Genomic DNA, 23,915 nt, shown 5'->3' on the forward strand with positions numbered 1-23,915 from the left:
TTATAGCAAAATCACGGTCGGTCCTGCAGTGCCGCTGCCACCCGGAGGCGCAGCTGCGGGATAATGTCGCGTTCGAACCACGGGTGCTTGCCCATCCATATGCGCGAACGCCACGCCGGGTGGGGCAGGGCGATCCTGTTCCCGAATTGGCCAAAGGCGCGCACCCGTTCGGTCATTGACCAGCCCTTGGCTTCGGGGAGATAGCGCGCCTGTGCGTGGCTGCCGACCAGCAGCGTCAACCGCTCCTCCGGTATTTCGGCCAACACCGCTTCGTGCCACTGCGGGGCGCATTCATTGCGAGGCGGGGCATCGCCGCCACTCGCCTTACCGGGATAGCAAAAGCCCATCGGCATCAGCGCCACGAACTGCGGATCATAAAACTGTGCCTTGTGAAGGGCCAGCCAACCCCGCAGCCGATCGCCGCTGTTGTCGTCAAACGGGATGCCGCTTGCGTGAACTTTGGTGCCGGGCGCCTGACTTATGATGAGCAAGCGACTGCTGGCGGAAAACTGGACAACCGGGCGGGCACCAAGCGGCAGGTATTCGGCGCACAAAGTGCAGGCAGCGATTTGCGCCCGGAGCGCCTTCACCTTCGTCTCGCCAGTGCCCCCGATGGTGTCCCCGTTCACCCCTCGACCATTTCCGCCAGCATCAGCCAGCGTTCTTCAGCCGCGTCCTTCTCGGCTCTGGCGTTTGCGATGCCCTGACTGATCGTAGCGAACCGCTGCGGTTCTTTCGAATAAAGTTCCGGGTCAGCCAGCAGGGCCTCGCCTTTCGCGATTGCCGTTTCCAGTTCATCAATCCGGGCGGGCAGGATTTCGTAATCGCGCTGGTCCTTGTAGGACAGTTTCACTGGCGCGCCCGCTTTGACAGGCACCCCCTTGCTAGCCTCGTCTTGACCCCCGCCAGGTCGCGCTTGCTTCGGGTTAGACCCGGCCTGACCCGGGTTAGACCCCTGTTTGCGCTTCGCCTCCCAATCGGCGTAACCGCCCGCAATAATGTCCACCTTGCCCGACCCGTCGAGGCCAAGGGTGACGGTGACCGTGCGGTCGAGAAAGTCGCGGTCGTGGCTGACGATCAGCACCGTTCCGTCGAAATCGGCGATGACTTCCTGAAGCAAATCAAGCGTTTCAAGGTCAAGATCATTGGTCGGCTCGTCCAGCACCAGCAGGTTTGCGGTGCGGGCAAATTCGCGTGCCAGCAGCAACCGCGAACGCTCTCCGCCCGAAAGGATACCCACTTTCGTGTCCACCAGACCGGGATCGAACAGAAAGTCCTTGAGGTAGGCCATCACATGCTTGCGCACCCCGCGAACATCGATCCAGTCGCCCCCTTCGGCCAGGATCTGGCGCACGGTAGCGCCCGGTTCCAGCAGCTTGCGCTGCTGGTCGATCATCACGCCTGAAAGGGTGCGGGCATGGGTGACAGTGCCGGTGTCGGATTCCAGTTCCTTGGTGAGCATTTTCAGCAAAGTGGTCTTGCCGGCACCGTTCGCGCCGACGATCCCGATGCGGTCACCGTTCTGAATTCGCAGGGAAAACGGCTTGATAATGGCGCGGTCGCCATAGGTTTTGGAGATATTCTCGGCCACGATGACGGACTTCGATTTGAAGTCATCATCGCTGGACAGCTTCAGCTTTGCCGTACCTGTGCCCGAGATCATCGAAGCCCGTGCAGCACGCATCTGGTACAACTTTTCAAGACGCCCCTGATTGCGCTTGCGCCGCGCCGTCACGCCGCGTTCCAGCCAGTGGGCTTCAAGCTTCAGCTTGGCATCCATCCGCTCGGCGGCGCGGGCTTCTTCGGCGTAGATCTGCTCTTCCCACGCTTCATATCCGCCAAAGCCGACTTCCTTGCGCCGCAGTGTTCCGCGGTCGAGCCACAGGGTTGCCCGGGTCAGCCGGGTCAGAAAGGTGCGATCATGGCTGATGGTGATAAAAGCGCCGCGATAGCGGGTCAGCCAGTCTTCCAGCCAATCGATCGCGGACAGATCAAGGTGGTTGGTCGGCTCGTCCAGCAGGATGAGATCGGGATCCTGTGCCAAGGCCCGGGCGATGGCAGCGCGCCGCCGTTCGCCGCCACTGGCGGTGGCTGAAAGGCGGCCCATATCAATGCCGAGCTGGCCCGCAATTGCTTCGACCTCATGCGCGGCAGGGGCATCATCGCCGCCCAGCGCGAAATCCATCAGCGTTCCGGCGCCGGAAAAATCGGGTTCTTGTTCCAGAAACACGATCCGGGCGCCCGATTTCACTCGCCGCATTCCGCGATCCGGATCGATCTGTGCCATGACAAGTCGCAGCAGCGTGGTTTTGCCCGCGCCATTGCGCCCGATCAGCGCGAGGCGATCTGCGGGCAAAACGTGCAGATCGATCGGCGCTGCGCCGGTTGTTGGCGTAGGGCCGCCGAACAGCCAGCGCCCGCCTTGCTGCAAGGCGAGCCCTTCGAGCGATAGGATAGGAGGTTGCGCCATGGCAGGCGGCACTTAGGGACAGGATTGCCGCGCGACAAGCCTGTGCGACATGGCGGTTCACTCCCGCGAAAGCCGGGCTGGTGCAAAGGCTGCGGCAACTGGAGGAGTTGTCTTATGATCCGTTACCCTGTCGTCCTGCTGGCCGCGAGCGCAATGGCGCTTCCCGCCAACACACTTGCCGCCGCCGATGTCGAGATTGCGGCAACCGGCCCGGTCGTTGAAATCAACGTGTCCGAAAGCGTGTCGGTCGCGCCGGATATCGCCACGATCGGCGCTGGCGTTACCACCACGGCGCCTACCGCCACAGAAGCGCTGCGGCAGAATTCGGCAGAAATGCAGAAGGTCGTCGCGCGCATCAAGTCGCTGGGCATCGCCGATAAGGACATCCAGACCACCGGCATCAACCTGAACGCGCAGTATGATTACGATCAGACAACCATGCGCCAGGTTTTCCGCGGTTATCAGGCCGCCAACCGGGTCAGCGTGGTCCTGCGCAAGATCGGCGACGCCGGGCGGGTGCTCGATGCGCTGGTCGAAGCGGGCGCGAATGACCTCAACGGCCCCAGCTTCGCGCTGGAGAATGACGATGCAGCCAAGGATGCAGCGCGCAAGCGTGCGGTCGAACGGGCTCAGGCGCGGGCCAAGGCCTATGCCGAAATGCTCGGCTTCAACAATGCTCGCGTACTGGCGATTGCTGAAAGCATCGAAGGGCGCGGGCCGATGCCGGAAATGGCAGTGATGAAGACGAGCGCCGATGTGGCCGCTGCGCCGCCCGTAGAACCGGGGATGGTTGCAGCCGGGATCAGTCTGACCATAACCTATGAGCTTGTGAAGGATTAAGCTGTCGGATCACCGCCAGCCGTATTCACGGCTTGTTCAATGGACGCCCGCTAGGCATGACGATGTTATGAAAGCTGTTCGCTCACTTTTTGCCGGAATTGTCGCTGCGCTTGCGATGGTCGCCTTGGTGGCGCCGGCCGCCGCCGCGCAGGACAAGCCGCGCGGTGATCAAGGCGAGGCACGCCGCGAGGCGATGGCTGGCACGCAGCTTTCCCTGCGCGAAATCGAACGGCGTGTTCTGCCGCAGATGAGCGGGGCCGAATATCTTGGCCCGGCTTATGACTCGACGGTGCGGGCTTATCGCCTGAAATTCATCCGCGATGGCCGGGTGACTTATGTCGATGTGGATGCCCGTACCGGCCGGATCATCGGCCGTTCGAAGTAAGAGGCGGGCAAGTTGCGAGGCTATCGGGGGAAAGCGGGGTCGCTGACGCAAGTGGTTCGCTTGACGCCTGTGTTGCGAAAGCGCACGACTCAACCAACGACAACGCAGGAAAATGGTGGTTTATGCGCATTCTGATCGTCGAAGACGAACCGACCCTCGGCGCGCAGCTCAAGTCGACGCTGGAGCAGCAGGGATATGCGGTCGACCTGTCGACCGATGGCGAAGACGGGCACTTCATGGGCTCGACCGAAGATTACGATGCGGTGGTGCTTGATCTTGGCCTGCCCGAGATTGACGGGCTGACCGTGCTCGGCATGTGGCGCCGCGAAGGGCGTACCTTCCCGGTGCTGGTGTTGACCGCGCGCGATAGCTGGTCGGACAAGGTCGCCGGGCTTGATGCAGGCGCCGATGATTACCTGGCCAAGCCATTCCAGACCGAAGAACTGATTGCCCGGCTGCGCGCGCTGATCCGCCGTGCATCGGGCAACACATCGTCCGAACTGACTGCCGGCGACGTGCGGCTGGACACGCGTTCGGGCCGGGTGACGCTGGATGGCGAGCCGGTGAAGCTGACGGCGCAGGAATACAAACTGCTGAGCTACCTTATGCATCACAAGGGCAAGGTCGTCAGCCGTACCGAACTGATCGAACACATCTATGATCAGGATTTCGACCGGGATTCGAACACAATCGAAGTTTTCGTAACCCGCATCCGCAAGAAGCTTGGCGCAGACGTGATTACAACTATCCGTGGCCTCGGTTACAGCCTCGACGACCCCGCCGACGCTCCGCGCGCCTGAGGCGCCGGACGCGGGCGGAGACGCACGCAAGGCCTTGCCCGAGGGCGGGGCCGCATCTGTGCCGGGCGTTGGAGAAGCCGTTGTCACTCTTCCTCCGCCCCGCGCCAGCCTTGCGCGGCGGATGGGCCTTATTGCGGCGGTATGGATTTTTGTACTGCTGCTGGGCGGCGGGGTTGCGCTCGAACGCACACTGACTTCGCAGGTCGAGGCGAATTTCGACGAACAGCTCGAATATATCCTCACCGCCATGATTGCCTCTGCCGAAATCGACCCCAACGGCGAGGTGTATTTCTATCGCACTCTGGGTGATCAGCGGTTTCTGGAACCGGGCAGCGGCCTCTATTGGCAGATTAGTGGCGGAAACTACGATCCATGGCCTTCACGCAGCCTTTGGGATCGTACGCTCACGCTCGAAGGCGGGCCAAGCGAGGGCGAGCATTTCGACAGCGAGGCCCATTTTTACAACTCCGGTCAATTCAATGGCGAACCATTGAGAATTGCCGAGCGCACTGTGATCCTGCCCGGCAGCGAGACCCGCTGGACTTTCGCGGTTGCCAGCGCAACCGAGCAGATGGACACCCAGATCGGGCGGGTGCGGCTGATCCTGATCTGGAGTTTTGCGGTACTGGGCCTCGGCCTGCTGGTCATGGCGTTGCTGCAAATCCGCTATGGCCTTTCGCCGCTCAGGCGGGTGCGCGCTGCCATCCAGAACCTTCGCACCACGGGCGCAAACCGCATTACCGAGCCGCTGCCGCTGGAAGTGCAGCCGTTGGTGGAAGAACTGAACGGGCTGCTTGATCACTCCGAAAAGCAGGCAGAGGAAGCCCGCCGACATGCGGGCAATCTTGCTCATGCGCTCAAGACCCCGCTGACCGTTCTGACCAACGCCGCCACCGCACGTGCACCCGATCTGGGAACGGCGGTGATGCGCGAAACCCGCACGATGCAGCGCCATGTGGATCACCACCTCGCGCGCGCGCGGGCTGTCGGTCGCCGTGCAGTTGGTCATGCGCGCACCAATGTGCGCGAAAGTGCCGAGGCGGTGCGCCGCGCGGTCGAGCGGCTTTATCCCGAAGGCCGGCTTGATATTGCGGGGAGCAAATCTGCCAATGTCGCGCTTGAACGGCAGGATCTGGACGAATTGCTCGGCAATCTGATCGAGAATGCTGCGAAATATGGCGGCGGTAGCGTCTTTGTTACAATCGATCCGGAAGATGACGATGCTCCGCGCGACCCCAAGCAATGCCTGATCTGGGTCGAGGATGATGGCGCGGGCATCCCTGAAGTCGAAAGGATCCGGATCTTTGATCGCGGCGTCAGGCTGGATACCGACAAGCCCGGAACGGGCCTTGGCCTCGCCATCGTGCGCGATGTGGCGGAGATTTACGGCGGCAGCGTCAAGCTGGGCACCAGCGAGGATCTGGGCGGCCTGCTGGTGGAACTGCGGTTGCCGCGCGCGGACTGATTTTCAGCCGCACCGAAGGGTTCGCCGAACGAGCGTTTCAGGTGCGACAGTCCGCCAATCGTCAACGCATACGGGGCCAATTGCTTCGCCGCCTGCCGAATATGACGATGCAGTGAGGTTCAGAAGCGGTTCAACCGTGGTAAACCATTGCTCAGGCGATCAAAGTTTCGGGGATGGATACCCATGACGCTTCTCCCGCGTGCCAGCGTGATAATCGCAACTGCACTCCTATCCGCCTGCGCAACGGTCGATCAAAAGGTCGGGCAACGCACGGTATTCAATAACCCCTACGCCACACCGCTGATCGATCGCACCGGCATTGGCCCGCAGTGCGATGTCAGCATCGGACGTGACGCGACATGCCTTGAAGCGGTCGTCGTTCGCGTGGACCGGGGGCGCATCGCAACATTGAGAAACGGCGATATTGTTCGCCTTACACGCGCCCAGGCCCGTATCCTTCGGGAACGTGCGGATATCCTTCGCGAAAGGGCTGAAGTAATCGATGCTTTGCGCGATCCGCCGCCGCCGCCTTCATCGGAGCCGCCAGCACTTTCACGCGCCGAAAACGCTGCCGAACCGAATTAACCCGCCGCTGCGCGTTCGTGGTGGCGGATCACTTCCTCGATGATGAAGCGCAGGAATTTTTCCGAGAATTCAGGATCGAGATCGGCCTCTTCCGACAGCTTGCGCAGACGCGCGATCTGCCGTGCCTCTCTATCGGGGTCTGCAGGGGGTAGGGTAACCTTGGCCTTGTATTCGCCCACCGCCTGAGTGATCCGGAACCGTTCGGCAAGGATGTGGATCAGCGCGGCATCGATATTGTCGATGCTTTTGCGAAAGGCAGCCAGCACGGCATCAGGTGCCGGATCGGGCTGGGCGGGGATTTGCGTTTCTTGCGACATTGGCGGCGAAAGTAGCAGCAATTCTGCGCTTGCCAAGCACACTGGGCCCGCCCTAGAGCCGCGAAAGTATGAGTGCCGATATTATTCCCCTGCCGCGCAAGGCGCCGACACTCGATCCGATGCTGTCGCTGACAGCTGCGGGCATGAACTCGGTCAACGCCGTCATACTTGACCGGATGCAGAGCGAAATTCCGTTGATCCCGCGTCTGGCCGGGCACTTGATCTCGGGCGGGGGCAAGCGGCTGCGGCCGATGCTGACACTCGCGGGGGCAGAGCTGGTCGGCTACAAGGGCACTCGCCATCACAAGCTCGCCGCGGCTGTCGAATTCATCCATACCGCCACGCTGCTGCATGACGACGTGGTTGACGGCAGCGAGCTGAGGCGTGGCAAGGCTGCGGCCAATATCATCTTCGGCAATCCGGCAACCGTACTGGTTGGCGATTTCCTGTTCAGCCGCGCTTTCGAACTGATGACTGAAGATGGCAGCCTGCGTGTCCTTTCGATTCTCAGCCGGGCCAGCGCCGTGATCGCGGAAGGCGAAGTGTCGCAATTATCCGCGCAGCGCCAGATCAATACCAGTGAAGAGCAATACCTCCACATCATCGGGGCGAAGACCGCTGCTCTGTTCGCCGCCGCGAGCCAGATCAGCGCAGTGGTTGCGGAGTGTTCGGACGAACAGGAGCGCGCGCTGGAAGCCTATGGGCGCAATCTTGGGGTCGCGTTCCAGCTGGTGGATGATGCCATTGATTACGATTCCGATGCCGCTGAAATGGGCAAGGATCAGGGCGACGATTTCCGCGAAGGCAAGATGACCCTGCCGGTAATTCTCGCCTATGCTCGCGGCAACGAGGAAGAACGCAAGTTCTGGAAGGACGCGATCATCGGGCACCGTTCGTCTGACGATGACCTTGCTCACGCAATCGCGCTGATCGGCAAGCATAACGCGCTGGAAGATACGCGCGAGCGGGCACGGCACTTCGCCCATCGTGCCATTGATGCAATTTCGATCTTCCCTGATGGCAAGGCGCGTGCGGCGATGGCCGAAGCGGCGCAATTCGCGGTCGCGCGCGGGCATTGATCGGGCTATCGGACGGGGCAATGCTCCCCGTCCTGCCTATACACGCTGTTCTTCCTGAAATCAGCTCTGCACTGGCGGACAGGGGCGCGGGCGTTCTGATCGCGCCGCCGGGTGCGGGCAAGACCACTGCGGTCGCGCCCGATTTGCTGGGTCAGCCGTGGTGCACGGGTCAGATCATCCTTACCTCGCCCCGCCGCGTCGCTGCCCGCGCTGCTGCCGAACGCATGGCCGAGATGCTGGGCGAAAGGCCGGGCGAGACTGTGGGCTACATGACCCGGCTCGACAGCAAGACGTCAGCCAGAACCCGGATCATTGTTGTGACCGATGCTATTCTGGTGAACCGGCTGATCGATGATCCGGAACTGCCGGGTGTCTCAGCGCTACTGTTTGACGAGGCGCACGAACGCGGCCTGGATAGTGATCTGGGTCTGGCGCTGGCGCTTGAAACCCGCGCTGTATTGCGTGAAGACCTGCGCGTGCTGGTGATGTCAGCCACCATTGATGGCACCCGTTTTGCCCGGCTGCTGGGCGATGGCGCGCAGGTGATCGAAAGCGAAGGCAAGAGTTTTCCGCTGGCGATCAAATGGCTTGGCGGTGATGCCTCGCAGGTCATCGAAGACCGGATGGCAGCGGCTGTGCTTGCTGCGTGGCGCGAGGAAGCGGGCGATATCCTCGCCTTTCTGCCCGGTGTGCGCGAGATAAAACGGGTGCGCGAGCGATTGGAGCTGCGGCTGAAAGATGTGCCGATCCACTCGCTTCACGGCCAGATCGAACCCTCTGCCCAGCGCGCGGCCATCCGCAGCGATCCGCAAGGCCGCCGCCGGATTGTGCTCGCTACCGCAATTGCAGAAACCTCGCTCACTCTGGACGGGGTAAGCGTGGTGGTCGATTCAGGGCTTGCGCGCCTTGCCGAGTATGACCGGGCGGCGGGCACGACCCATCTGGTGACCCGCCGGGCCAGTCAGGCCTCGGCCGCGCAGCGCGCCGGGCGAGCGGCGAGGCAAGGGCCGGGGGTGGCGTACCGCCTGTGGGAGGAGGCGGGGCACGCAGGCCGCCCAGAGTTTGCTCCACCTGAGATCATGACGGCCGATCTGGCAACGTTGTTGCTGCGGTTGGCGCGGTGGGGGGCGAGTGATCCGGGGGATTTACCGTGGCTCGATCCGCCTCCTGAAGCCTCGGTCGCTGCGGCGCGTGCGGCGCTTGAAGCGCTTGGCGCGCTCGATTTGAGCGGGCGGATCACGCCGCTTGGCGAGGCGATTGCAAGCCTGCCGATGGCGCCGGATCAGGCTGCCGCCGTGCTTCACGGTGCGAAAGCCGGCTGCGGCGAGGATGCTGCGCGGCTGGTCATGCTGCTGCAAGAGCGCGGGCTGGGCGGGCGCGGTGAAGACTTGCTGCAACGACTCGCCCGCTGGCGCGGCGATCATGCGCCGAGGAGCGTGGCAGCGGCCCGGATTGCCAAAGGTTGGGCAAAGCAGGCTGACAAGCTTGCTGCCGTCATCGGCACAAGCCCTGCGGCGGACGCTGCCGAGGTGCTTGGCCTTGCGCGGCCCGATTTCGTGGCCCGCCGCCGCGACCCTTCGGGCGAGTATTGGCTGAGCGCCGGCGGGCGCGGCTATCAGCTTGATCCTGCCTCGCCGCTGGCGCGGGCTGAATGGATCGTGATTGGCGATGCGCAAGGTCTGGCCAAGGGCGCTCGCATCACGGCGGGTGCAGAAATCGCGTCTGACCGAATTGCAGCGCTGTTTGCCTGCGCACTTCAGGAACGCATCACGACGCGCTGGAATTATGAAAAGGCCCGTGTCGAGGCACGGCGCGAACGGCGGCTTGGCGCGATTGTGCTGGCGAGCGTGCCGGAACCCGCCCCCGACCCGGCACTGTGTCTGGATATCCTTGTGACAAAGGCGCTGGAGCGTCTGGATGAGGTGTTGCCCGCTGGCTTCCTGCCCCGCGCCCGCTTTGCCGGGATCGACGCGCTGTCGGAAGACTCCCTGCGCCAGCGGACTGGCGACTGGCTTGGGCCGCTCTTGGCCGGAAGGCGCGATCTTGACCTTCCTCAACACCGCTTTGCCGAAGCGGCGCTGGGACTGCTCGACTGGAGCGAACGTCAGGCGCTCGACCGCGCGGCGCCCACTCATTTCATTTCGCCTGCCGATACGCGCCACGCTATCGACTATGCAGGTGATGATGCGCCCAGTGTCGAGGTGCGGGTGCAGGGTCTGTTCGGGCTGGATAGCCAACCGATGATCGGCAGGACTCCGCTTCTGCTGAAGCTTACCAGCCCTGGCGGGCGGCCGGTGCAATCGACCCGCGATCTGCCCGGTTTCTGGCGTGGCAGCTGGCGCGATGTGGTCAAGGATATGAAGGGCCGCTATCCCAAGCACCGCTGGCCCGATCAGCCGTGGCTGGAAAAGCCCAGCATGAAGACGAAAAACGCCTTCAACCGCGAATAGAATCAAGCTATCGGACGGGTGCAATTCGGGACGCGAAACGTCTCGCAAGGGCGGCTGACCGCCCGCAGCGACGCTGGGACGCCAGTATGAGCGAGGATCGCAAGAGAAAAAATGACCGCACGTATTTTTCAGCAGCCCAAGCACGCGATGCAATCGGGCAAGGCGCATACCGATGATTGGGTGCTCGAATTCGCTCCTTCCGAAGCGCGTTTCGCCGATCCGCTGATGGGATGGACGGGGTCGGGCGACACGCAGTCGCAGGTCAAGCTGACCTTTCCCGGCAAGGATGAAGCCAAGGCCTATGCCGACAAGTACGGCATTTCCGCGAGGGTGCATGCGACCCCGCCCAAGCGGCTCAAGCTGCAGGCTTACGCGGATAATTTTCGCTGAGTTGATTTTTCGCGTGAGCCGCGCCATATGCTCGCCTGGGAGTCGGGTGGACGTTCGCGTCTGCTCACCTGGTCAGGTCCGGAAGGAAGCAGCCAAGGTAGATTGCAGCGGGTCGCCCGGCTCCTTTTTCACCGACATCGCTGGTATGCGCTGCATGACAAACCCGGCCCAAGCGCCTAGTTTGGCACCATGAGCGATTCCGATCCCGATCTGCCTGAGGATACCACCGGCCCGAGTGCGGCCGAACTGGAGGCTGCCGGGCAGAATGCGCTGTTCGGTGATGCCCCCCCGTCGCCGTCGCCCGCACCGGAAGCGGCACTGGCACCGCCATCTGTGAAAGCCGCTTCGCCGGCCCCGGCCAGCCAACCTTACCGCGTGCTGGCGCGCAAATATCGTCCGCAGACTTTTTCCGAACTGATCGGGCAGGAAGCGATGGTGCGCACGCTTGCCAATGCCATCGCACGTGAACGGCTGGCGCATGCGTTCCTGATGACCGGCGTGCGCGGAGTGGGTAAAACCTCGACCGCGCGGCTGATCGCCAAGGCGCTGAATTGCGTCGGGCCGGACGGGCAGGGCGGGCCGACGATCGACCCCTGCGGCCAGTGCGAACCCTGCACCGCCATCGCCGAGGGCCGCCATATCGATGTGATCGAGATGGACGCAGCATCGAACACCGGCGTGGATGATGTGCGAGAGATCATCGAGCAGGTTCGCTATGCAGCGGTTTCGGCGCGCTACAAGATTTACATTATCGACGAAGTCCACATGCTGACGCGCAATGCGTTCAACGCCTTGCTCAAGACGCTTGAGGAACCACCGCCGCATGTGAAGTTTCTGTTTGCCACCACCGAAGTCGACAAGCTGCCGGTCACGGTGCTGAGCCGCACGCAGCGGTTCGATCTGCGCCGTATTCCTGCCGGAATGCTGGCAGATCACTTCGCCAAGGTTTGCGGGCTGGAAAAGGTCGAAGCTGATATCGAAGGCTTGCGGATCATTGCCGCTGCCGCCGAAGGATCGGTGCGCGATGGCCTTTCGATTCTTGATCAGGCGATCGCCCACGCCGATCTTGATGGCGAAGGCAAGGTCACAGCAGCCCGCGTGCGTGACATGCTGGGTCTGGCTGACAAGTCCGCGCAGCGCAGGGTGCTGGGACACCTGCTCGAAGGCGATGCACAGGCGTTGCTGGCGTCGGTGGACGAACAATATTCGCTCGGCGTGGAGCCTTTGGCATTGATCCGCGCGCTGATGGATCTCACCCACAGGATCACGCTGGCGCAGGTTGGCGGCGGCGAACCCGATGCGCCGGCGGAGGAAGAACGCGCTGCATTGGCCGATTTTGCAGCCCGGCTTGGCGCGGCGGAATTGCACCGCTTGTGGCAATTGCTGATCAAGGGCCATGATGAGGTGCGCACCGGCCCCGATCCGCTTGTCTCGCTGCAAATGGCGCTGCTGCGCATACTTCACGCAGCGCAAATGCCCGATCCCGGCAAGCTGGCAAAGCGGATCGAAGAACTTGCCGCGAGCGGTATTGCCGCTGCGCCATCCGCGCCCGGCGATGTGCAAAGCGCAGCGCCCGTTGCGGCCACTCCGGCACAGGATTGGACTGCGCTTGTCGAGGCAGTCGATGCCTCCGGCCAGTTGCGCGTCGCACAGATGATGCGCGACCGTGTGCGTGTGATCGAGCTCGGCGCGGAGCGTCTGGTCTTTGAGCAGGCCGATAATTTCTCCGATGATCCGGCCCCCGATATCCGCGAGGCGCTGTTCAAGGTCACGGGCAAGCGCTGGCTGGTCGAGCGCGGCACCGGCGCGGCCAACCCGTCCTTGCGCGAGATTGCCGAGACCGAGGCTGCGGCCGCAGATGCGCGCATTCGCGCCGACCCCTTGGTCAAAGCCGCTTTCGAGGCCTTTCCCCAGGCCGAGTTGATCACCACCCCTGGCCGCGCCGCAGCTGGCGCCGGCAGCCCCCCCTGGAATTGAGGAGAACCCGCGCAATGAAATCGATGGAAGAAATGATGGCCGCAGCCCAGCAGGCTGCCGAGACCATCCAGAAGCAGATGAACGATATGCAGGTGAAGCTCGATTCGATCGAGGTCGAAGGCTCTGCAGGGGGCGGGCTGGTCAAGGTGCGCGCCAGCGCCAAGGGCCGGATCCTTGGCGTCGCTATCGACGACAGCCTGATGGTGCCGGATGACAAGCAGATCCTCGAAGATCTTGTTGCGGCCGCCTTCAATGATGCGCGCGACCGGGCCGACAGGGTGTCGGAACAGCAGATGCGCGAGATGCAGGGCTCGATGGGCCTGCCGCCGGGGTTCAATCTGCCCGGTCTGGGGTGAGCTGGCCTGGGTGAAGGCCTGGCGCCGCGTCCACAGCTTACCGGCAGGGCGCCATTGCGAGGGCGATAAGGGCTTCCCATATTGCCTTTAAAGGTTGGCCCAAATGGCCGCCATGGACACAAAGACATGACCCAGACTTTCCCTCTCCTCCCCTTGCGTGACATTGTCGTTTTCCCCGGCATGGTCGTTCCCCTGTTCGTCGGGCGCGACAAATCCGTGGCTGCGCTTGAAGCGGCGATGGAGGCTTCCAAGGACATTGTCCTGCTCGCCCAGCTTGATCCCGGGTGTGACGATCCCGAAGGCGATGATCTTTACGATGTCGGCGTGATTGCGCAGGTGCTGCAACTGCTCAAGCTGCCGGATGGCACGGTGCGCGTGCTCGTGGAAGGCAAGACCCGCGCGCGGCTCTCCGCGCTGGAGGATGTCGGCACATACCTTCTTGCCGAGGTGCACGAAATCGCGCCTGACACTGTTTCAGGCAGTGAAGTCACCGGGCTGATGCGTCAGGTGGTCGAACAATTCGGCGAATATGTGAAGCTCAACAAAAAGCTGGGCGAAGATGCCGGGATCGACCTGTCGGACGTCGATGATGCCGGGCAACTGGCCGATACCATTGCCGCTGCGATCAGCGCCAAGGTATCGGACAAGCAGGGCCTGCTGACCGAAACCAATCCTCTGAAGCGGCTCGAACTGGTGATGGCCTTCATGGAAGGCGAACTTTCGGTCTTGCAGGTTGAACGCCGCATCCGCGGGCGCGTGAAGCGTCAGATGGAAAAGACCCAGCGCGAATATTACCTCAACGAACAGTTGAAGGCGATCCAGAGCGAGCTTGGCGGCGGCGATGATGGCGAAGGCAACGAAATTGCCGAACTGACCGAGAAGATCGAAAAGACCAAGCTTAGCAAGGAAGCCAAGGCCAAGGCGCTGGCTGAGCTGAAGAAGCTGCGTTCGATGCAGCCGATGAGCGCCGAGGCGACGGTGATCCGCAACTATCTCGATGTGCTGCTCGGCCTGCCTTGGGGCAAGAAATCGAAGCTGAAAAAGGACATCGCTCAGGCGCAGGACGTGCTCGATGCCGATCATTATGCGCTCGAAAAGGTCAAGGACAGGATCGTCGAATATCTTGCAGTGCAAGCACGCACCAACAAGCTGAAAGGCCCGATCCTGTGCCTTGTCGGCCCGCCGGGCGTGGGCAAGACTTCGCTGGGCAAATCGATTGCCAAGGCAACGGGCCGTGAATTCGTACGCCAGTCGCTGGGCGGGGTGCGGGACGAGGCCGAAATCCGCGGTCACCGGCGCACCTATATCGGATCGATGCCGGGCAAGATCGTGGCCAACCTCAAGAAGGCCGGAACCGCGAACCCTCTGTTCCTGCTCGACGAGATCGACAAGCTGGGCCAGGATTTCCGCGGCGATCCGGCGTCCGCTTTGCTGGAAGTGCTCGACCCCGAACAGAACAGCAAGTTCCAGGATCACTACCTGGAGCTGGATCTTGATCTGTCGGACATCATGTTCGTGTGCACCGCCAACAGCCTGAACTTGCCGCAGCCGCTGCTTGACCGGATGGAGATCATCCGGCTCGAAGGGTATACCGAGGACGAGAAGGTCGAAATTGCCCAGCGCCATCTGGTTGAAAAACAGGTCGAGGCGCACGGGCTGAAGGCGAACGAATTCACGCTTGAGGAAGACGCTCTGCGCGATCTGATCCGCTATTACACCCGCGAGGCCGGGGTGCGGACGCTTGAGCGGGAAATTGCCAAGCTGTGCCGCAAAAGCCTGCGGCAGATCCTCGAAAAGAAAACCGCCAGCGTCACCATCACGCCTGAGAACCTTGGTGATTATTCCGGGGTACGCAAGTTCAAGCACGGGGTCAGCGAGGAAGAAGCGCAGGTCGGTGCGGTCACAGGTCTTGCGTGGACATCGGTGGGCGGCGAGTTGCTGACCATCGAAAGTGTCACCACGCCAGGCAAGGGTGAGGTCAAGACCACCGGCAAGCTGGGGCAGGTGATGAATGAAAGCGTCGCGGCCGCTTTCAGCTTCGTCAAGGCGCGCGCGCCAGCCTATGGCATCAAGCCGAGCCTGATAAACCGCAAGAATGTGCACATCCACTTGCCCGAAGGCGCTGTGCCCAAAGATGGGCCAAGTGCCGGGATTGGCATGGTCACTTCGATCGTATCGACCCTGACCGGGATTGCGGTGCGGCCCGACGTGGCGATGACCGGCGAGGTCACGCTGCGCGGGCGGGTTCTGGCAATCGGCGGCCTCAAGGAAAAGCTGCTTGCCGCCCTGCGCGGCGGGATCAAAATTGTCCTCATTCCCGAAGACAACGTCAAGGATCTGACCGAAATTCCCGCCAACGTGAAGGAAGGGCTGGAGATCATTGCGGTCAGTCATGTGGACGAAGTGCTCGCCCGCGCGCTGGTCGAACCGCTGGAGGCGATCGAATGGACCGAGGCGGATGATCTGGCGAGCCAGCCGGGCGGTGCCAGTCCGGCGGTAAGCCCTGTCGCTTCAGAGGTGCCAACCGCACATTGAGGCGTTAGAAAGCGCGCACTTGCCGTGATTCGCGGCAAGTGCGCATTTTTTTTCGAAAACGGCGATATCCGTTCGATCTGTCGCGACGGACAGCTGTTCGGCGCGGAAACATCCATGCTTTTGTAACGGGCGTTCAACTCGGGCTATTTGCCTTTGACAGCCCTATCAAAAACGTCTCAAACTCCGCGCTTTCGCCAAGTGCGATTCATACCAATTCAAGAAATCATGAAGTGAGGGGGTTCCCGCATGAACAAGAACGACCTTATCAGTGCCGTGGCCGAAACCAGCGGCCTGTCCAGAAGCGATGCCTCGAACGCGGTTGAAAGCGTTTTTGATGTCGTTACCAAAGCGCTTTCGGGCGGCGACGAAGTGCGACTGGTGGGCTTTGGCACCTTCTCGGTGGCCAAACGCAAGGCTTCCACCGGGCGCAATCCGCGCACCGGGGAGCCGATGAAAATCAAGGCTTCCAACCAGCCCAAGTTCAAGGCAGGCAAGGGTCTGAAAGACGCGGTGAACTGATCACGGCGCAGTGCCTTTCATAGTTACACAAAACCCCGTCAGCCGGTGTGGCTGACGGGGTTTTGTTTTATGCGCGGCAGGATCAATTGCCGGTAGCAATCAGCGCTGTGGGGGCCTGAGTGGTGCGGGCGGTGATTTTCCACGTCAGCACTTCGTCGGCAGTGCCCGCTTCCGGGCCTTCGTCGGTGTTGTTGGCCAAGATCCGCATTCCTGGCGCAGTGCGCAGCGTGAATGTACCGTCCATCATCGGGATGCCCGGCATCGCTTCGGCGCTGCCGGCCTCTTCGGCCGCGCCCATGGCGGCGAGACCTGCGAGCGAGCCCATACCCATCATCGCGCCCATTCCGCCCATATCGCCGCTTTGCGCGGCAAAACCGGGCGCATTGACCCGCACCTGACCGCCCTTGCGCTGGATCATCTGGACAAAAGGATTGGTCGCCGGGAAGCCTTCGATCGTCGGGAACAGGAAATCATGGCCCAGCGTGCCGGACACGCGGTAGCTGACATCGAACAACCCGTCGCCCTTGTGCACAGCGCGTTCCCAGCCCTTCTGGCGCTGGAGCAGCTTGACCAGTTCATCGGCTGCCTTGGGATCGGACGGATCGATCCCGCCCATGATTGCGGCCATTTGCTGGGCCTGTTTCTTCGACTCTTCTGCCCGGGCAGCAACGCCTTCCTCCCACTCCTGGCGCTGCATCGCTTCTTCTTCAGGGGTGCAATCGCGGCTTTCGTAGGTGTCATCGTCATAGCAGTCGGCGCTGAAGCCTTCCTCGGCGGCCGCGCCCATCTGGGCGAGTTTGCTGAGGCCGAGGAAGAAAATCTCGCCGTCATAGCTGAAGGTAAAGCTGTCCGGGCCGGTCAGGGCCAGTTCCGATGTGAACTTGCCCGGCGTCATGAAACAGCCCGTCAGCACGAGTGCAAAGCCTGTCAGCACGGCGCCGGCCCGCAGGCGGATTGCTGTCATTGTGGTCATGGTGTCCCCCCTTGATGCGCGTGGCGCACGTGTCCCCCGACTGGGCTTTTAACCGCGTGTGGCGATCGCATAAAGCGCAATTGCGGCAGCGTTCGAGACATTGAGACTCTCGATCGCGGAGGCAATCGGCAGTTTGGCGAGCACGTCGCAATGCGCGGCGATGTTCTGGCGCATGCCTTCGCCTTCCGCGCCCAGCACGATCACCAGCGGACCGGTGGGCATGACATCGGCGAGCACCGCTTCGGTGTCGCCCGTCAGCCCGATCCGCCAATAGCCGGCCTCGGCCAGTTCATCGAGCGCGCGGGCCAGGTTGACGACCCGCACCCAGGGCACAGTCTCCAGCGCGCCGGAGGCTGCCTTGGCCAGCACGCCGCCTTCGATCGGTGCATGGCGATCCTGCGTCACGATCGCCGCCGCGTTGAATGCTGCGGCCGATCGCAGGATTGCGCCGACATTGTGCGGATCGGTGACCTGATCGAGTATCACGATCGGACGGTCTGCTTCGCCCAAGGCGACTTCGTCGAGGAACACGTCTTCCAGCGGTGCGCATTCCAGCACCAGCCCCTGATGCGGTGCATCCTTGGCAACCAGCCGCGCAAGGTCTGCTGCCTGCGCATGTTCGATCGGAAAGCCTGCGGGCAATTCACCGTCGAGGCTTTCGAGCCCCTCGGGCGTGGCCCACAATTTGCGATGCTGGCGTTCAGGGTTCCTGAGCGCCGCTTCCACTGCGTGACGGCCCCACAGGCGCACTTGCCCGGTGCTCGCGCGGCCCGAACCGCGTCCGCCTTTCATGCGGCCTGCGCGCCCCCTGAGGGCACGTTTGCGTTCTTCCTTGGCCATCTTCGCTCCTTCGTGGCGGCATCAAGCGCGTCCCCTGCCAGCAGGGGCATTGACAGGCAAGCAGTGCTTCGCCAAAGGGGCGCCTCTCGGCTGCGGGCCCGGTTACGGACCCGCGCTTTTTCAGAGCGTTTGACGCTCAGGATTGCCCCCCTCAAGCAGGGGACTGTGTGGACAGGTGGCCGAGTGGTTAAAGGCAGCAGACTGTAAATCTGCCCGCGCAAGCGTACGCTGGTTCGAATCCAGCCCTGTCCACCACTTTCCAGCCTTACCGGAGAACCAGCGTCAGCCACCGCGAAGCGGGGGCCGCTGGGGTGGTTTTGCGAAGCAAAGACGCCGCAGGCGACAATCCAGCCCTGTCCACCACTTTCCTCGGATGTTTCACGTGAAACACTGACCTAGAGGGGGTCTAGCAGGGGTCTAACCGGCACCTGGCGGACTCTGGGGCCGGTCTGGAACGCGCAAAACCGGGGCTGAAAGGCACCCGCGAAAGGGTGCCGCCTGCTCGCCCTGCCAGAGTACCGGCAGATTGCGACCCTTGAACAGGCGGCATCGAAAAACGCGCAAGGATGATATATTGTTCCCCAAAAGCGTCAGGAAGCGCTTTTGTCCCTGCGCGCACTTTCTTCAATCCGCTGCTGAAGGACGTGCTCGATCTGAAACCTGCGCCTGCGGGACTTGCGGGCAGCGGGGCCGGGCAGTAAAGCGCGCCTCCCATGCAAGAGAACCCCATGCAGGAAACGCAAATCACCCTGACAGGTCGCCCCGTGATCTCCGCGACCGGCCTGTTCACCCCCGCTGACAGCATCTCCAATGATGAACTGGTCGCCAGCTTCAACGCCTTTGTCGACCGGCACAATGCCGCGCACGCCGATGCGATTGCCGCAGGCGAGGCCGAAGCGCTGACCCATTCCTCGGCCGAGTTCATCGAAAAGGCGAGCGGGATCAAGGCGCGCCATGTGATGAGCAAGGCGCCGATCCTCGATCCCGCGACCATGTGCCCGCGCCTGCCCGAACGCGGCAATGACGAAATCTCGATCATGGCCGAAATCGGCGTGGCTGCGGCAAAGCAGGCGCTGGAGCGCGCCGGTCGCCGTCCTGAAGATGTCGATGCGGTGCTGTGCGCGGCATCGAACATGCAGCGCGCCTATCCGGCGATGGCGATCGAAATCCAGCAGGCGCTGGGGATCGACGGCTTCGGCTTTGACATGAATGTCGCCTGTTCTTCGGCCACCTTCGGCATCCAGACGGCGGCGGATTATATCCGCGCCGGCAATGCGAAAAGCGTGCTGGTCGTCAGCCCCGAAATCACTTCGGGCCACCTCAACTGGCGCGACCGCGACAGCCACTTCATCTTCGGCGATGTCGCCACTGCGGTGCTGGTGGAAGATACCGCGATTGCCCCTGCGCAGCATTGGGACATCCTGGGCACCAAGCTGAAAACGGTGTTCTCCAACAACATCCGCAACAATTTCGGCTTCCTCAACCGCGCCGCGCCTGAAAATGCGGGCACGGCGGACAAGCTGTTCGTGCAGGAAGGGCGCAAGGTCTTCAAGGAAGTGGTGCCGATGGTGGCGCAGATGATCCTTGATGAAGCCGCGCGGCTGGGACTGGATCACGCAGGGTTGCGGCGGTTGTGGCTGCATCAGGCCAATGCGGGTATGAACCGGCTGATTTCGCACAAGGTTCTGGGGCACGAGGCAAGCGAGGACGAAAGCCCGACCGTGCTTGATACCTACGGCAATACCTCCAGCGCGGGCTCGATTATCGCCTTTCATCAGCACAGCGATGATCTGCTGGCGGGCGATACCGGGCTGATCTGCAGCTTCGGCGCGGGCTATTCTGCGGGCACGGTGTTCGTGCGGAAGGTGGGGTAGTTGCTTGCGGCCCCGCGCTGCGCACCCTAGAAGCTGAACGATGGCAGGCGAAATTCTCGACAACAAAGGCCGCGGCGAGGCGGGCTGGAACTGGCCCGCAATCCATCCGGAAGGCCGGAAGTTCGGGCTTATCGCGACCGCGGTCAGCCTGTTTTTCCTGTTCGTGCTCGATTGGGAACTGATCGGCTGGCCCGCGCTGGTACTGGCTGCGGGGATATTCGCATTTTTCCGCGATCCCGAACGGGTGGTGCCGCAAGGCGAAACCGGGATCATTGCCCCGGCTGATGGATTGGTGACGCTGATCGACTTGGTCGAACCGCCGGCCGAATTCCGGATCGATGACGGATCGGGCTATGCCGGACTGCCCGCCGGGCCGGTGACGCGGGTTTCGATTTTCATGTCGGTGTTCGATGTGCACATCAACCGCACGCCGGTGGGGGGCACGGTGCGCCGCGTGGTCTATGTGCCGGGCAAATTCATGAACGCCGATCTCGACAAGGCGAGCGACGAGAACGAACGCCAGCATATCCTGATCGAACGCGGCGACGGGTTGAAGGTTGGCTTTACCCAGATCGCCGGGCTGGTCGCGCGGCGGATCGTGCCCTTCGTGAAGCCGGGCGATATGGTTGCGAAGGGCCAACGCGTGGGCCTGATCCGGTTCGGCAGCCGGGTCGATGTCTATCTGCCTGCCGGAACCGATGCCAAAGTGATGATCGGACAGACCACGATTGCCGGCGAGACGGTGATTGCCGAAATCGGCCAGCGCGGCCTGATCGAGGGGATAGCCCAGTGAGACTGCGATCATGAGCAGAACCCCGGAAACAGGCGGGCGAAAGCCGCGCCGGCTGCCGTTTTTCCAAGCCCGGGTTGGCCCCAAGGCCGCCGAGGACGAAGATGAGGTGATTATTGTGCGTGATGCCAGTGCAGGCGGATTGAGCCTGCGGGCCATGCTGCCCAATGCGGTTACCGCCGCCGCCCTGTGTTCCGGGCTGACGGGCATCCGTTTTGCGATCGAAGGCAACTGGTCTTACGCGATCCTGCTGGTGATCCTGGCCGGTGTGCTTGACGGGGTCGATGGGCGGGTGGCGCGGATGCTCAACGCCCAGTCGCGGTTCGGTGCGGAGCTGGACAGTCTGGCGGATTCGCTGTCCTTCGGGGTTGCCCCTGCGCTGATCCTGTTCATGTGGTCTTTGAAGGAATGGCCCAGCTTCGGCTGGCTTGCCGCGCTTGCCTTTGCGATCTGTTGCGCGCTGCGATTGGCGCGGTTCAATGCCCGGATCGATACCGAAGACCAGCCGCACAAGTCTGCCGGGTTTCTGACAGGTGTGCCCGCTCCCGTCGGGGCAGGGCTGGCCTTCACGCCGTTCTATCTGTGGAATGAAACCGGCGTGGAGTTTTTCCGCGATCCGATGCTGATGACTGTGTGGCTGACAGTGATTGCAGTGCTGATGATTTCCAACATGGCCACCATCAGCTGGGCTTCGCTGCGTCCGCGCCGGTCGATCCGGCTGGGCCTGATCGCGTTTGTCGGCCTTGCCTTTGCCGCGCTGCTGCTGGAGCCCTGGTGGACGCTTGCTGCGATCAACATCGTCTATCTTGGGCTGATGCCTTACGGACTGGTGAAATACGGGCGGATCAAGCAACGGCGCAGGCAGGAAGCTGCCGCAGCCGCATCGGCACCGCACGGCGATCCGGCGTAAGCCGCACAGGCGCGCGCCGCATCCGCAATTCCTGCGTGGGAACCTGCACGGCAAACCCGGCTTCCATCAGAGCAGCTTCGCGCATCAGCTGCGCATAGGCATGGCGTGCCTTCACGGCGCAATCGGCAATGGTCAGCACCGCGGCTGCGCCGATGAACGTGAACAACAAGACAATGGCAAAGGTGAGCATGGCGGCGATCATGGTGGTTTCCCCTGACGTGTGTTCGATCTTTGTTCCCGTCGCTTTGTTCCCTACATGTTCCGGCGTGTCAAGCGGCTTTCATTGAGAGCGCGGGCGATTATTCGTCGGGGATAAGGAAACAGGGCTGGATTTTGTTCCAACCTGTCGCTAAGGGCGCGCTCGCAGCGAGGCGGGCATTCAGCCCGCTCCCGCTGCAAATTCACATGGAAGGCGCACATACCGGTGCCGTTTGCGGGATCTCCGCAGCGCGGTTCCAGTCTTCCAGAGGAACAACCGGAAAGGAATTACCTATGGCGGCACCAGTCGTCACGATGCAGCAACTGATCGAGGCCGGCGCTCACTTCGGCCACCAGACCCACCGCTGGAACCCGCGCATGAAGCCGTATATTTTCGGCGCGCGCAACGGTGTGCATATTATCGACCTTTCGCAGACCGTGCCGCTGTTCGCGCGTGCGCTCGATTTCGTCGAATCGACTGTGCGTTCGGGCGGCAAGGTGCTGTTCGTCGGCACCAAGCGTCAGGCGCAGGAACCGATCGCTGAAGCTGCGCGCATGTCGGGCCAGCACTTCGTCAACCACCGCTGGCTGGGCGGGATGCTCACCAACTGGAAGACGATCTCGGGTTCGATCCGCCGTCTCAAGAGCCTTGAAGAAATGCTCTCGGGCGACACCAGCGGCCTGACCAAGAAGGAAGTGCTTCAGCTGACCCGCGAACGCGAGAAGCTGGAAATGTCGCTTGGCGGCATCCGCGACATGGGCGGCATTCCGGACGTGATGTTCGTGATCGACGCCAACAAGGAAGACCTCGCGATCAAGGAAGCAGCCGTGCTCGGCATTCCGGTGATCGGCATCCTTGATACCAATGTCGATCCCAGCCACATCGCTTTCCCGGTTCCGGGCAACGACGATGCGAGCCGTGCGGTGCGTCTGTACTGCCAGGCCATCGGCGAAGCGGCACTGGCCGGCAAGGGCAAGTTCCAGGCTGACGTGTCGAGCGATTTCGGCGCGATGGCTGAGCCCCCGGCAGAAGCAGCTGTTGCTGCAGAACCGGCTGCGGAAGACGCCGAAGCCTGATTTCAAGCGTGATCGGCGGAAGGGGCTTTATTGGCCCCTTCCGTCAATCGCGCGTCACAATCCCTGTATAGCGCGCCCGGCATTGCCCCCCTCAAAGGACGGCAGGGCCGGGCGTCTGACAAACATAAGAAAAGGAATTTCCCATGGCCGATATTTCTGTCGCCGATGTGAAGAAGCTGCGCGAGCGCACCGGCGCTGGCATGATGGACGCCAAGAAGGCGCTGACCGAAGCGGGCGGCGATATCGAAGCTGCGGTTGACGCGCTGCGTGCCAAGGGCCTCGCCACCGCCCAGAAGAAGTCGAGCCGCACTGCGGCTGAAGGCCTCGTCGGCGTGAGGGTCGAAGGCACCCGCGGCGTTGCGGTCGAGATCAACTCGGAAACCGATTTCGTCGCCAAGAATGACAAGTTCCAGGACTTCGTCACCAAGGCCACCGCTGTGGCGCTGGCCCAGGGCAACGATGATGTCGAAGCGCTCAAGACCGCTGCCTATCCCGATAGCGGGACAGTCGCTGAAAAGCTGACCGACAACGTCGCTACCATTGGTGAAAACCAGCAGATCCGCCGCATCAAGTCGGTCAGCGTGACGCAGGGCGCGATTGTGCCTTACGTCCACAATGCGGCCGCCGATGGCCTCGGCAAGATCGGCGTGCTCGTGGCGCTGGAATCGGATGCGGACGCCGACACGCTGAACGCGCTGGGCAAGGACATCGCGCAGCACGCTGCCGCCATGTTCCCGCAGTCGCTCGATGCCGACGGCCTCGACGCCGAAGTGATCGAGCGTGAACGCAAGATCGCCGCCGAAAAGGCTGCCGAAAGCGGCAAGCCTGCTGACGTGCAGGCCAAGATGGTTGAAGGCGCGGTGAAGAAGTTCGCCAAGGAAAACGCCCTGCTCAGCCAGATCTTCGTCAAGGATGGCAAGGCGACGGTTGAAGAATACATCGCCAAGGCTGCCAAGGATGCTGGCAAGTCGATCAAGCTGGTCGATTATGTCCGCTTCCAGCTGGGCGAAGGCATCGAAAAGGAAGAAGTCGATTTCGCCGCTGAAGTGGCTGCTGCCGTCAAGGGCTGATCCTTCTTCCTACGG

General features: G+C 62.4%; 23 protein-coding genes, 1 tRNA gene and 1 other RNA gene. 19 read left to right on the plus strand and 6 right to left on the minus strand.

What is annotated here, in order from left to right:
- Positions 1 to 11 precede the first annotated feature (11 nt).
- The gene (locus IP79_RS01385; protein ID WP_233994042.1) at positions 12 to 629 is read right to left on the minus strand and encodes a uracil-DNA glycosylase family protein; all 618 of its coding nucleotides are present in this window, start codon (positions 627 to 629) and stop codon (positions 12 to 14) included.
- Complete coding sequence (locus IP79_RS01390) at positions 626 to 2,470, minus strand: ABC-F family ATP-binding cassette domain-containing protein (RefSeq protein WP_054117462.1); 1,845 nt, start codon at positions 2,468 to 2,470, stop codon at positions 626 to 628. Before IP79_RS01390 ends, IP79_RS01385 begins: the two co-directional genes overlap by 4 nt.
- A 114-nt stretch (positions 2,471 to 2,584) precedes the next feature.
- Between IP79_RS01390 and IP79_RS01395 the strand changes: the two genes are divergently transcribed.
- The 5 genes from IP79_RS01395 to IP79_RS01415 all read left to right on the plus strand — a co-directional run bounded on the left by IP79_RS01395 (position 2,585) and on the right by IP79_RS01415 (position 6,545).
- Positions 2,585 to 3,310 (plus strand): SIMPL domain-containing protein, encoded by a 726-nt coding sequence (locus tag IP79_RS01395; protein ID WP_054117463.1) that lies wholly within the window; start codon positions 2,585 to 2,587, stop codon positions 3,308 to 3,310.
- Between the two features lie 67 nt (positions 3,311 to 3,377).
- Entirely contained in the window at positions 3,378 to 3,695 is a 318-nt protein-coding gene (locus IP79_RS01400; protein WP_054117464.1) for a PepSY domain-containing protein, read from the plus strand.
- Between the two features lie 122 nt (positions 3,696 to 3,817).
- Positions 3,818 to 4,495: a response regulator transcription factor gene (locus tag IP79_RS01405; RefSeq protein WP_054117465.1), complete on the plus strand. Its 678-nt coding sequence runs from the start codon at positions 3,818 to 3,820 to the stop codon at positions 4,493 to 4,495.
- Positions 4,496 to 4,616: 121 nt separating this feature from the next.
- Entirely contained in the window at positions 4,617 to 5,960 is a 1,344-nt protein-coding gene (locus IP79_RS01410) for a sensor histidine kinase (RefSeq protein ID WP_233994043.1), read from the plus strand.
- 183 nt (positions 5,961 to 6,143) lie between these two features.
- Positions 6,144 to 6,545, plus strand: coding sequence for a hypothetical protein (locus tag IP79_RS01415; RefSeq protein ID WP_054117466.1), 402 nt, complete (start codon positions 6,144 to 6,146; stop codon positions 6,543 to 6,545).
- Here the strand turns inward: IP79_RS01415 and IP79_RS01420 are convergent.
- Positions 6,542 to 6,862, minus strand: coding sequence for a chorismate mutase (locus IP79_RS01420; protein ID WP_054117467.1), 321 nt, complete (start codon positions 6,860 to 6,862; stop codon positions 6,542 to 6,544). The genes IP79_RS01415 and IP79_RS01420 overlap by 4 nt on opposite strands.
- A 68-nt stretch (positions 6,863 to 6,930) precedes the next feature.
- Between IP79_RS01420 and IP79_RS01425 the strand changes: the two genes are divergently transcribed.
- From IP79_RS01425 to IP79_RS01455, 8 genes are all read left to right on the plus strand, one after another.
- Complete coding sequence (locus tag IP79_RS01425; protein WP_054117468.1) at positions 6,931 to 7,941, plus strand: polyprenyl synthetase family protein; 1,011 nt, start codon at positions 6,931 to 6,933, stop codon at positions 7,939 to 7,941.
- A 20-nt stretch (positions 7,942 to 7,961) separates the two neighbouring features.
- The gene (gene hrpB, locus IP79_RS01430; RefSeq protein ID WP_054117469.1) at positions 7,962 to 10,391 is read left to right on the plus strand and encodes an ATP-dependent helicase HrpB; all 2,430 of its coding nucleotides are present in this window, start codon (positions 7,962 to 7,964) and stop codon (positions 10,389 to 10,391) included.
- 111 nt (positions 10,392 to 10,502) lie between these two features.
- A complete protein-coding gene (locus IP79_RS01435) occupies positions 10,503 to 10,781 on the plus strand; it encodes an ETC complex I subunit (RefSeq protein ID WP_054117470.1) in 279 nt (92 codons plus the stop codon).
- A gap of 35 nt (positions 10,782 to 10,816) precedes the next feature.
- Positions 10,817 to 10,911, plus strand: an RNA gene (gene ffs, locus IP79_RS15150) — signal recognition particle sRNA small type.
- A gap of 59 nt (positions 10,912 to 10,970) precedes the next feature.
- Positions 10,971 to 12,758: a DNA polymerase III subunit gamma/tau gene (locus IP79_RS01440; RefSeq protein WP_054117471.1), complete on the plus strand. Its 1,788-nt coding sequence runs from the start codon at positions 10,971 to 10,973 to the stop codon at positions 12,756 to 12,758.
- Positions 12,759 to 12,772: 14 nt separating this feature from the next.
- Positions 12,773 to 13,114, plus strand: coding sequence for a YbaB/EbfC family nucleoid-associated protein (locus IP79_RS01445; protein ID WP_054117472.1), 342 nt, complete (start codon positions 12,773 to 12,775; stop codon positions 13,112 to 13,114).
- A 126-nt stretch (positions 13,115 to 13,240) separates the two neighbouring features.
- Entirely contained in the window at positions 13,241 to 15,649 is a 2,409-nt protein-coding gene (gene lon, locus IP79_RS01450; protein WP_054117473.1) for an endopeptidase La, read from the plus strand.
- 246 nt (positions 15,650 to 15,895) lie between these two features.
- Complete coding sequence (locus IP79_RS01455; protein WP_054117474.1) at positions 15,896 to 16,168, plus strand: HU family DNA-binding protein; 273 nt, start codon at positions 15,896 to 15,898, stop codon at positions 16,166 to 16,168.
- A gap of 82 nt (positions 16,169 to 16,250) precedes the next feature.
- Here IP79_RS01455 and IP79_RS01460 read toward each other — a convergent pair whose 3' ends face one another.
- The gene (locus tag IP79_RS01460) at positions 16,251 to 17,141 is read right to left on the minus strand and encodes a hypothetical protein (protein WP_054117475.1); all 891 of its coding nucleotides are present in this window, start codon (positions 17,139 to 17,141) and stop codon (positions 16,251 to 16,253) included.
- 48 nt (positions 17,142 to 17,189) lie between these two features.
- Entirely contained in the window at positions 17,190 to 17,981 is a 792-nt protein-coding gene (gene rlmB, locus IP79_RS01465) for a 23S rRNA (guanosine(2251)-2'-O)-methyltransferase RlmB (protein ID WP_054117476.1), read from the minus strand.
- A gap of 169 nt (positions 17,982 to 18,150) precedes the next feature.
- Between rlmB and IP79_RS01470 the strand changes: the two genes are divergently transcribed.
- The 4 genes from IP79_RS01470 (at position 18,151) to pssA (ending at position 21,555) form a co-directional block, all read left to right on the plus strand.
- Positions 18,151 to 18,236: transfer RNA gene (locus IP79_RS01470), tRNA-Tyr, on the plus strand.
- Between the two features lie 458 nt (positions 18,237 to 18,694).
- Complete coding sequence (locus IP79_RS01475) at positions 18,695 to 19,855, plus strand: beta-ketoacyl-ACP synthase III (RefSeq protein ID WP_233994044.1); 1,161 nt, start codon at positions 18,695 to 18,697, stop codon at positions 19,853 to 19,855.
- A gap of 40 nt (positions 19,856 to 19,895) precedes the next feature.
- Entirely contained in the window at positions 19,896 to 20,648 is a 753-nt protein-coding gene (locus IP79_RS01480) for a phosphatidylserine decarboxylase (RefSeq protein ID WP_054117477.1), read from the plus strand.
- Positions 20,649 to 20,658: 10 nt separating this feature from the next.
- Positions 20,659 to 21,555 (plus strand): CDP-diacylglycerol--serine O-phosphatidyltransferase, encoded by an 897-nt coding sequence (gene pssA, locus IP79_RS01485; protein ID WP_082336943.1) that lies wholly within the window; start codon positions 20,659 to 20,661, stop codon positions 21,553 to 21,555.
- Here pssA and IP79_RS01490 read toward each other — a convergent pair.
- Complete coding sequence (locus IP79_RS01490; RefSeq protein WP_054117478.1) at positions 21,491 to 21,757, minus strand: hypothetical protein; 267 nt, start codon at positions 21,755 to 21,757, stop codon at positions 21,491 to 21,493. The genes pssA and IP79_RS01490 overlap by 65 nt on opposite strands.
- Before the next feature lie 290 nt (positions 21,758 to 22,047).
- Between IP79_RS01490 and rpsB the strand changes: the two genes are divergently transcribed.
- Both rpsB and tsf read left to right on the plus strand, forming a co-directional pair.
- The gene (rpsB, locus tag IP79_RS01495; protein ID WP_054117479.1) at positions 22,048 to 22,830 is read left to right on the plus strand and encodes a 30S ribosomal protein S2; all 783 of its coding nucleotides are present in this window, start codon (positions 22,048 to 22,050) and stop codon (positions 22,828 to 22,830) included.
- 143 nt (positions 22,831 to 22,973) lie between these two features.
- A complete protein-coding gene (tsf, locus tag IP79_RS01500; RefSeq protein WP_054117480.1) occupies positions 22,974 to 23,900 on the plus strand; it encodes a translation elongation factor Ts in 927 nt (308 codons plus the stop codon).
- Positions 23,901 to 23,915 lie beyond the last annotated feature (15 nt).

This window comes from Porphyrobacter sp. AAP60, assembly GCF_001296025.1.
Taxonomy (GTDB): Bacteria; Pseudomonadota; Alphaproteobacteria; order Sphingomonadales; family Sphingomonadaceae; genus Erythrobacter.

Bases quoted from the DNA above. Each gene is read 5' to 3' on its own strand.
- IP79_RS01390 (WP_054117462.1), bottom strand. From the start codon at position 2,470: ATGGCGCAACCTCCTATCCTATCGCTCGAAGGGCTCGCCTTGCAGCAA.
- IP79_RS01395 (WP_054117463.1), top strand. From the start codon at position 2,585: ATGATCCGTTACCCTGTCGTCCTGCTGGCCGCGAGCGCAATGGCGCTT.
- IP79_RS01400 (WP_054117464.1), top strand. From the start codon at position 3,378: ATGAAAGCTGTTCGCTCACTTTTTGCCGGAATTGTCGCTGCGCTTGCG.
- IP79_RS01405 (WP_054117465.1), top strand. From the start codon at position 3,818: ATGCGCATTCTGATCGTCGAAGACGAACCGACCCTCGGCGCGCAGCTC.
- IP79_RS01410 (WP_233994043.1), top strand. From the start codon at position 4,617: ATGGGCCTTATTGCGGCGGTATGGATTTTTGTACTGCTGCTGGGCGGC.
- IP79_RS01415 (WP_054117466.1), top strand. From the start codon at position 6,144: ATGACGCTTCTCCCGCGTGCCAGCGTGATAATCGCAACTGCACTCCTA.
- IP79_RS01420 (WP_054117467.1), bottom strand. From the start codon at position 6,862: ATGTCGCAAGAAACGCAAATCCCCGCCCAGCCCGATCCGGCACCTGAT.
- IP79_RS01425 (WP_054117468.1), top strand. From the start codon at position 6,931: ATGAGTGCCGATATTATTCCCCTGCCGCGCAAGGCGCCGACACTCGAT.
- hrpB (WP_054117469.1), top strand. From the start codon at position 7,962: ATGCTCCCCGTCCTGCCTATACACGCTGTTCTTCCTGAAATCAGCTCT.
- IP79_RS01435 (WP_054117470.1), top strand. From the start codon at position 10,503: ATGACCGCACGTATTTTTCAGCAGCCCAAGCACGCGATGCAATCGGGC.
- IP79_RS01440 (WP_054117471.1), top strand. From the start codon at position 10,971: ATGAGCGATTCCGATCCCGATCTGCCTGAGGATACCACCGGCCCGAGT.
- IP79_RS01445 (WP_054117472.1), top strand. From the start codon at position 12,773: ATGAAATCGATGGAAGAAATGATGGCCGCAGCCCAGCAGGCTGCCGAG.
- lon (WP_054117473.1), top strand. From the start codon at position 13,241: ATGACCCAGACTTTCCCTCTCCTCCCCTTGCGTGACATTGTCGTTTTC.
- IP79_RS01455 (WP_054117474.1), top strand. From the start codon at position 15,896: ATGAACAAGAACGACCTTATCAGTGCCGTGGCCGAAACCAGCGGCCTG.
- IP79_RS01460 (WP_054117475.1), bottom strand. From the start codon at position 17,141: ATGACCACAATGACAGCAATCCGCCTGCGGGCCGGCGCCGTGCTGACA.
- rlmB (WP_054117476.1), bottom strand. From the start codon at position 17,981: ATGGCCAAGGAAGAACGCAAACGTGCCCTCAGGGGGCGCGCAGGCCGC.
- IP79_RS01475 (WP_233994044.1), top strand. From the start codon at position 18,695: ATGCAAGAGAACCCCATGCAGGAAACGCAAATCACCCTGACAGGTCGC.
- IP79_RS01480 (WP_054117477.1), top strand. From the start codon at position 19,896: ATGGCAGGCGAAATTCTCGACAACAAAGGCCGCGGCGAGGCGGGCTGG.
- pssA (WP_082336943.1), top strand. From the start codon at position 20,659: ATGAGCAGAACCCCGGAAACAGGCGGGCGAAAGCCGCGCCGGCTGCCG.
- IP79_RS01490 (WP_054117478.1), bottom strand. From the start codon at position 21,757: ATGATCGCCGCCATGCTCACCTTTGCCATTGTCTTGTTGTTCACGTTC.
- rpsB (WP_054117479.1), top strand. From the start codon at position 22,048: ATGGCGGCACCAGTCGTCACGATGCAGCAACTGATCGAGGCCGGCGCT.
- tsf (WP_054117480.1), top strand. From the start codon at position 22,974: ATGGCCGATATTTCTGTCGCCGATGTGAAGAAGCTGCGCGAGCGCACC.